The 6908-nt window shown below is 61.2% G+C and carries 8 protein-coding genes; 2 read left to right on the top strand and 6 right to left on the bottom strand.

Translation table 11 applies throughout. From position 1 onward, the window contains the following. Positions 1-285: 285 nt before the first annotated feature. Together HG262_RS27900 and HG262_RS27895 are read right to left on the bottom strand one after the other, a co-directional pair. A complete protein-coding gene (locus tag HG262_RS27900) occupies positions 286-516 on the bottom strand; it encodes a hypothetical protein (protein ID WP_169274098.1) in 231 nt (76 codons plus the stop codon). A gap of 225 nt (positions 517-741) precedes the next feature. Further along, a complete protein-coding gene (locus HG262_RS27895; protein WP_169274097.1) occupies positions 742-1218 on the bottom strand; it encodes a winged helix-turn-helix transcriptional regulator in 477 nt (158 codons plus the stop codon). A gap of 156 nt (positions 1219-1374) precedes the next feature. Here HG262_RS27895 and hppD point away from each other — a divergent pair, with 156 nt between their 5' ends. Then, complete coding sequence (hppD, locus tag HG262_RS27890; RefSeq protein WP_169274096.1) at positions 1375-2487, top strand: 4-hydroxyphenylpyruvate dioxygenase; 1113 nt, start codon at positions 1375-1377, stop codon at positions 2485-2487. Positions 2488-2582: 95 nt separating this feature from the next. On the opposite strand, the gene msrA is transcribed toward hppD, so the two are convergent. The 3 genes from msrA to ilvD form a co-directional block, all read right to left on the bottom strand. Next, positions 2583-3137 carry a peptide-methionine (S)-S-oxide reductase MsrA gene (gene msrA / locus HG262_RS27885; RefSeq protein WP_169274095.1) on the bottom strand — a complete coding sequence of 185 codons (555 nt, stop codon included), beginning with the start codon at positions 3135-3137 and terminating at the stop codon, positions 2583-2585. A gap of 77 nt (positions 3138-3214) precedes the next feature. Beyond that, complete coding sequence (locus HG262_RS27880) at positions 3215-3550, bottom strand: c-type cytochrome (protein ID WP_169274094.1); 336 nt, start codon at positions 3548-3550, stop codon at positions 3215-3217. Continuing rightward, positions 3534-5219, bottom strand: a complete 1686-nt coding sequence (gene ilvD / locus HG262_RS27875; protein WP_169274093.1) for a dihydroxy-acid dehydratase — start codon at positions 5217-5219, stop codon at positions 3534-3536. The genes HG262_RS27880 and ilvD overlap by 17 nt, the downstream gene beginning before the upstream one ends. A 133-nt stretch (positions 5220-5352) precedes the next feature. On the opposite strand from ilvD, the gene lgt reads away from it, so the two are divergent. Further along, a complete protein-coding gene (gene lgt / locus HG262_RS27870; protein WP_169274092.1) occupies positions 5353-6141 on the top strand; it encodes a prolipoprotein diacylglyceryl transferase in 789 nt (262 codons plus the stop codon). On the opposite strand, the gene HG262_RS27865 is transcribed toward lgt, so the two are convergent. Continuing rightward, entirely contained in the window at positions 6116-6880 is a 765-nt protein-coding gene (locus HG262_RS27865) for an SIMPL domain-containing protein (RefSeq protein WP_169274091.1), read from the bottom strand. The genes lgt and HG262_RS27865 overlap by 26 nt on opposite strands. Positions 6881-6908: the final 28 nt, after the last annotated feature.

Genomic DNA, 6908 nt, shown 5'->3' with positions numbered 1-6908 from the left:
TGCTGCCCTGCTTGCGACCCCTTCGGATCAGCCACTCTCTTTAGCAGCTATCGAAACATCAGAAGCACCCATTCGGGTTAACCCTAAGTTTTCGGCAACCGCCAAGCCTGAAACTATAACACAACTTTTGCAGATTATGCAACCGGCTTTTGCCTGACTTGCATCCTATCTTGCAACCCGCCGCTTTCGCGGACAACCCTGAATTTCAGGGGTTGGTTACCACTTCAGGTGGCTAGCAAAAGATCCGGGTAAACCCTTAAATCTCATCACCAGCCAAGCCCAAGACTATAGCACGATTTTTGCAGATTGCGCAACTGGCTTTTGCCTGATTTGCTGCAATCCTTGCAATAACCGCTTGGCATCCATTCCTGGGCGCTTCGCGGCAGACTGGCTGGGTTGCCCCGGGTTTTCACCTTGCCTTGCCTGTTGTGCTTGCTTGGCTTCGCGGTTCAAAAACTGTCTGAACTGCGAAGGAGCGAGACTATAGCACAGAATTTTGAGGGTACTGGCCAACATGACGCCTGATTTGCAGAAAGATGAATTTTTTGGGGACGCACTCACTCCAGCCTGGCTGCTGCCCGCTATAAACAGACGCCGCCGCCCCGCATATGGACGGGATCCTCTATATAGAGGGGCCCTAGCGTTGACACCCTCTATATAGAGGATCCCTCGCCGCTCACCCAACCATGCGGACGACACCCCCTCCCCCATCCCTCTCTATATATAGAGAGGAGGGCCGCATCAGATCCGAAGCTCGGTGGTTTCCTTGATCTGCTGCATGGCGAAGAAGGAGCGCATGTCGATCACCGCCGGGTGCCGCATCAGCGTGTCCATCGCAAAGCGGGAGAAGTGGGCCAAATCTGCCACCTGGATCCGCAGCAGATAGTCCATATCGCCGGACATGGCATAGCACTCGACCACTTCCGGCCAGAGCTGCACGTCACGGGCGAAGTCGCTCATTGGGGCGTGACTGGACCCGCTGTGCTTGTTCAACCGGATGTTCACGTACGCCAGCAGCCCCAGACCGACCTTTTCGGCGTCGATCAGTGCGACGTACTTTTTGATGAAGCCCTTTTCTTCCAGACGGCGGACCCGGCGCAGGCAGGGGCTGGGCGACAGGGACACGCGGTCGGCCAATTCCTGGTTGCTGAGGCGACCGTCGCGCTGCAATTCAGCCAGAATCCTTAGATCTGTCCTATCAAGCTCGATCTCAGACATTTTTTGCCCTTATATTTTCCAGTACGGCAATATTATTGCTCAGAAGGGTGACTTTCGCGCCATGTTAGCAATTGTCTGCCCGGCGTTCCTTCCTACAATCTCGATCTAGACTTGAAGAACAAGTCATCCTGAAAAATGATGCAAGGGAGCAGACACATGAGCAGCGCTTTCCAACCGTGGGACAACCCGATGGGCACCGCCGGGTTCGAGTTCATCGAATACGCCGCGCCGGACCCCGCCGCGCTGCGCAAGGTATTCGAGCTGTTGGGCTTCAAAGCCATCGCGAAGCACCGCCACAAGGATGTGACCCTGTACCGCCAAGGCGGCGTCAACTTCCTGATCAATGCCGAACCGGATTCCTTCGCCCAACGTTTCGCGCGCCTGCACGGGCCGTCGATCTGTGCGATCGGCTTCCGCGTGCAGGACGCCAATGCCGCCTATAAGCGCGCGCTGGAGTTGGGCGCCTGGGGTTTCGATTCCCACAGTGGCCCGATGGAACTGAACATTCCCGCCATCAAGGGCATCGGCGACTCGCTGATCTATCTGGTTGACCGCTGGACGGGCAAGGAAGGCCACGGCGGCATTGGCGACATCAGCATCTATGACGTGGATTTCGTGCCGGTCGATCCGGACAACGCGCAAGCCGACCTGAATCATCGCGGCGCCGGCCTGACGCTGGTGGATCACCTGACGCACAACGTGCATAAGGGCCGCATGGCGGAGTGGTCGGAATTCTACGAGCGCCTCTTCAACTTCCGCGAAGTGCGCTACTTCGACATTGAAGGCAAGGTGACGGGCGTGAAGTCCAAGGCGATGACCTCGCCTTGCGGCAATATCCGCATTCCGATCAACGAGGAAGGCACGGAAGAAAAAGGCCAGATCCAGGAATACCTGGATCTGTACCGCGGCGAAGGCATCCAGCACATCGCCATGGCCACTGAAGACATCTACCGGACCATCGAAGCGCTGCGCGAATCGGGCGTGGTGTTCCTGGACACTCCAGAAACGTATTACGAGCTGCTGGACCGTCGCCTGCCGAACCACGGCGAAGACGTCGCCCGCCTGCAGAAGAACCGCATCCTGCTTGACGGGGCTCCCGGCGGCGGCCTGCTCTTGCAGATCTTCACTGAAAACCAGATCGGTCCGATTTTCTTCGAGATCATCCAGCGCAAGGGCAACGACGGTTTCGGCGAAGGCAATTTCAAGGCCCTGTTCGAATCGATCGAACTGGACCAGATGCGCCGCGGCGTGGTGAAGAACGTCGACTAACTGCTTCCCCCGCCGGCGCTCGGTGCCAAGGCATTGGCGCCGGCTTTGAAGCCTCACCTGGTGGTGAGGTTTTTTTTCGCCCAGACGAAGGGGAGTCAGCGTTGCAGGCGATCCTGGAACTGCTTGCGGAACTTGGCCACCTTGGGTGCGATCACGAACTGGCAGTAGCCTTGTTCGGGATGCAGGGCGAAATAATTGCTGTGGTAGTCCTCTGCCTGCCAGAACTTGACGGGGGCCAACAGCTTGGTGACGATCGGCGCGTCATAGACCTTCTGGGCCTCGACTTCGGCGATTACGGCCTCGGCTTGCTCACGTTGGGACTCGTTCTGCCAGAAAATCGCCGACTCGTACTGCGGGCCGACGTCATTGCCCTGACGTCCCGGCGTGGTGGGGTCATGAGTCGCGAAGAAGACGCGAAGCAAGTCGCTGTACGAGAGCTCCGCGGGATCGAATTCCACCCGTGCGACTTCGATGTGGCCGGTGGCCTTGCCACACACTTGCTCATAGGAAGGATTGTCCACGTGCCCGCCGCTATAGCCGGGCAGCACGCTTTTGACGCCCTTCAATTCGGTGAAAACCGCTTCGACGCACCAGAAGCAGCCGCCGCCAAGAACGGCGACTTCATTGCCCGGGGATGCTTGCTCTGCCATGACGATTCCTTTCTTGTAGACGGCCGCCGACTGCGGCCGGCGCCCCGGGCTTCATGCGCGGGGCATAGACAATAAGACTACTGCTTGGGCGGCGCCAGCGACAAGATCCATTCGCCCAGCAGACGGGCGTCTTCCTGGCTGACATGCGTTTGCGCGGGCATGGGCACGGCGCCCCAGGCACCGCGGCCACCGCCGCGGATCTTGCCCGCCAGGTAATCCACCATGGCGTCGCCCTGCCCCGCATAACGTTCGGCCACGCTTTTCAACGGTGGCCCAACGCGCTTGGCTTCCACTTGATGGCACGCCATACAGGCTTTGCTTTTGGCCAGGTCCAGGCCAGTGGTTTGCGCCTGAACCATGCCGGCGCCCAACACGCCGGCCATGGCCACCCACAGACTAATCTTCAAATGCATCGGTTACTGCCCCACGGCTCGCGGTGCTGGCGAGCTTGCCGAATTTGGCGAGCACACCGCGTGTATAACGCGGCTTGGGTTGAACCCAGGCCTGGCGACGAGCCGCCAGGTCTTCGTCGCTGATATTGAGCTGCAACAACAGCTTGTGGGCATCGATGGTAACCGAATCGCCTTCCTGGATCAGGGCGATCGGGCCGCCCACGAAAGCCTCTGGCGCCACATGACCGACGACCATGCCCCAGGTGCCTCCGGAAAAACGGCCATCGGTGATCAGCCCCACGGTTTCACCCAGCCCCTGCCCGACCAGCGCCGAGGTGGGGGCCAGCATTTCGCGCATGCCGGGGCCGCCCTTCGGCCCTTCGTAGCGGATGACCACCACGTCGCCGTCCTTGATCTGGCGCGCCATGATGGCCGTCATGGCATCGTCTTCGGAATCAAAGACCCGCGCAGGGCCCGTGATGACGGGATTCTTCAGGCCGGTGATCTTGGCCACGCAACCTTCCGGAGACAGATTGCCTTTCAGGATGGCCAAGTGTCCTTGAGGATACAGGGCGCGGTCCAGCGGCATGATGACGTCCTGATCCGCGCGGGGCGCATCGGGCACATCCGCCAAGGTTTCGGCGATGGTCTTGCCGCTGATCGTGACGCAGTCACCGTGCAGCAGCCCGGCGTTGAGCAACACCTTCATGACCTGCGGAATGCCGCCCGCGCGGTGGAGGTCGGTGGCAACATACTTGCCGGAAGGCTTCAGGTCGCACAGCACGGGGACGCGCCTGCGGATACGTTCAAAATCGTCGATGGTCCACGGCACTTCGGCGGCATGCGCGATGGCCAGGAAATGCAGCACGGCGTTGGTGGAACCGCCGGTGGCCATGATGACCGAGACAGCATTTTCGATGGATTCGCGCGTGATGATGTCGCGCGGGCGCAGGTTGCGCCGCACCGCGTCCACCAACACCCGCGCCGATTCCGCGGCCGAGACGACTTTCTCGTCGTCTTCGTTGGCCATCGTGCTGGAGTAAGGCAGGCTCATGCCCATGGCCTCGAACGCGGAGCTCATGGTGTTGGCCGTGTACATACCGCCACAGGAGCCGGAGCCGGGGATGGCGCATTTCTCGATCTGCTTGAAATCCGCTTCGGGCATGCGGCCCATCGTGTATTCGCCCACCGCTTCGAAAACCGAGACGATCGTGAGATCGTTGCCCTTGTAATGGCCTGGCTTGATCGTGCCGCCATAGACGTAGATGCCCGGCACATTGGTGCGCGCCAGCGCGATCATGCCGCCGGGCATGTTCTTGTCGCAGCCACCGATCACCACCACGCCATCCATCCACTGACCCTGCGCGGCGGTCTCAATACAGTCCGCGATGACTTCGCGCGACACCAGCGAGTACTTCATGCCTTCGGTGCCCATGGACATGCCGTCGGATATGGTGGGCGTGCCGAACACCTGGGGATTGGCGCGCGAGGCCCGGATGGCGTCAATCGCCGCATCCGCCAGGCGCTGCAGGCCGCTGTTGCACGGCGTGATGGTCGAATGGCCGTTGGCCACGCCGATCATGGGGTTTTCGAAATCGGCTTCCTGATAGCCCAGCGCGTAGTACATGGCGCGGTTGGGCGCGCGCGCGACGCCGTGGGTGATATGGCGGGAACGTTCATTGTTCGGCATGGTCTGTCTCTCCTGTCGGCCGTCGGGGCGCGGACATGGCGAACGCACCCTGGGAAGCTGGCTCGCTTGCATGCATGCGAATCTTCAGTGCTCGCCGGTTATTATCATTCAACTTTATTGTGTCGGGCAGAACATGCTGCAATATCCAAAATTCGACCCTATCGCCTTGCAGATCGGGCCGCTTGCCATCCATTGGTACGGCCTGATGTACCTGGCAGGCTTCGCCCTGGTGTACCTGCTAGGCCGGCGCCGCATCACCAGCGGCCACACGACGTCGCTGAACGTGCGGGACCTGGAAGACCTGATCTTCTACAGCGTGCTGGGCGTGGTGCTGGGTGGCAGGCTGGGGTACGTACTGTTCTACAAGCCCGGGTACTACCTGGCCCATCCGCTGGAAGTGGCGTATCTGTGGCAAGGCGGCATGTCGTTCCATGGCGGCCTGATCGGCGTGATCCTGGTCATGCTGCTGTTCGCGCGCAAGAAGAAACTGCCGTTTTTCGCAGTCAGCGACTTCATCGCCCCGCTGATCCCGTTGGGCCTGGGTTTTGGCCGGCTGGGCAACTTCATCAACGGCGAACTGTGGGGCCGGCCGACGGACGTGCCGTGGGCCATGGTGTTCCCTGACAGCGGCGACGGCCTGGCCCGCCATCCCTCCCAGCTGTATGAACTGGGCCTGGAAGGCATCGTGCTGTTTGCGCTGCTGTGGTGGTTTTCGAGCAAGCCGCGCCCGCTTGGACAGGTGAGCGGGCTTTTCCTGATGGGTTACGGAACGTTCCGCTTCCTGGTGGAATTCACCCGCGAGCCAGACAACTTCCTGGGCCTGCTCGCGGGTGCTTTGAGCATGGGACAGTGGCTGTCCCTGCCGATGGTCGCCCTGGGCGCCATCATGTTCAGCCTTACTGCAAAACGATCGTCCCGTTGACGGCGATGCTGACCGTGACGTCTCCCGCTTCCAGCGGGACGTCCGGGCTGTAACCGCCGGAGGCGTCCTTGGCCATGGCCGCGGCGCCCAGCATGCGGGGCATCGGCACCGGGCCGCCCGAGCCGCCCAATTCCAGCTTGGACAGGCGATAGCCCGAGAAACCGAACGCGTTGGCCGCTGCCAGCGCGCGGTCCTTGAAGGCTTGGGCCGCTTCTTTCAGCAGCTTGCGCTCTTCGGCTTCGCGCGCTTCGCGCGACAACGAGAAGCTAATGTTGGAAATGGCGGTCTTGTCCGACAGTTTGGACGCCAGTGCGGCGGCGGCCTCGAAATCTTTCGATTCAAGCACCACTTCACCCTGGCCACGCCAAGTGCCGATCTTGCCCTTGCTGTTGGTGTTGGGCCAGACGTTGTAGCCGCCCGTGCGGACTTCCACGCCCTTGGTGTCGCGCGCGCGCTTGACGACGTCGTCCAGCGCCGCGGTCAACTTCTTGCCGGCAGCCGGCTGATCCGGCGCTTCGACTTCAGCGGACAACGAAATACGGACCGTGTCCTGCTTGACCTCGGAGGACGCGGTGGCCTGAAGCGTCATTTCCGGCGAGCGGTTCGCGGCCGATTCCGTGGCGGCGGGCGCGGCGGGCGTCTGCGCTTGCGCATGAACGGGTTGGACGGCGGCGATGGCGGCCACGGCTGCGCACGCTGCGCCGAGTTTCGTCAGCGAAAAGACAGGGTGTTTAAACATGGACGGGTCCTAGGAGGGAGGACAAAGG

Origin of the sequence: Achromobacter sp. Bel (genome assembly GCF_012928505.1) — a bacterium.
Lineage (GTDB): Bacteria > Pseudomonadota > Gammaproteobacteria > Burkholderiales > Burkholderiaceae_B > Achromobacter.
This window is presented reverse-complemented; position numbering and strand designations above follow the sequence as displayed.

What these genes read in the sequence shown, in the direction of transcription:
- HG262_RS27900 (WP_169274098.1), bottom strand. Translation starts at nt 516, where the DNA reads ATGTTGGCCAGTACCCTCAAAATTCTGTGCTATAGTCTCGCTCCTTCG.
- HG262_RS27895 (WP_169274097.1), bottom strand. Translation starts at nt 1,218, where the DNA reads ATGTCTGAGATCGAGCTTGATAGGACAGATCTAAGGATTCTGGCTGAA.
- hppD (WP_169274096.1), top strand. Translation starts at nt 1,375, where the DNA reads ATGAGCAGCGCTTTCCAACCGTGGGACAACCCGATGGGCACCGCCGGG.
- msrA (WP_169274095.1), bottom strand. Translation starts at nt 3,137, where the DNA reads ATGGCAGAGCAAGCATCCCCGGGCAATGAAGTCGCCGTTCTTGGCGGC.
- HG262_RS27880 (WP_169274094.1), bottom strand. Translation starts at nt 3,550, where the DNA reads ATGCATTTGAAGATTAGTCTGTGGGTGGCCATGGCCGGCGTGTTGGGC.
- ilvD (WP_169274093.1), bottom strand. Translation starts at nt 5,219, where the DNA reads ATGCCGAACAATGAACGTTCCCGCCATATCACCCACGGCGTCGCGCGC.
- lgt (WP_169274092.1), top strand. Translation starts at nt 5,353, where the DNA reads ATGCTGCAATATCCAAAATTCGACCCTATCGCCTTGCAGATCGGGCCG.
- HG262_RS27865 (WP_169274091.1), bottom strand. Translation starts at nt 6,880, where the DNA reads ATGTTTAAACACCCTGTCTTTTCGCTGACGAAACTCGGCGCAGCGTGC.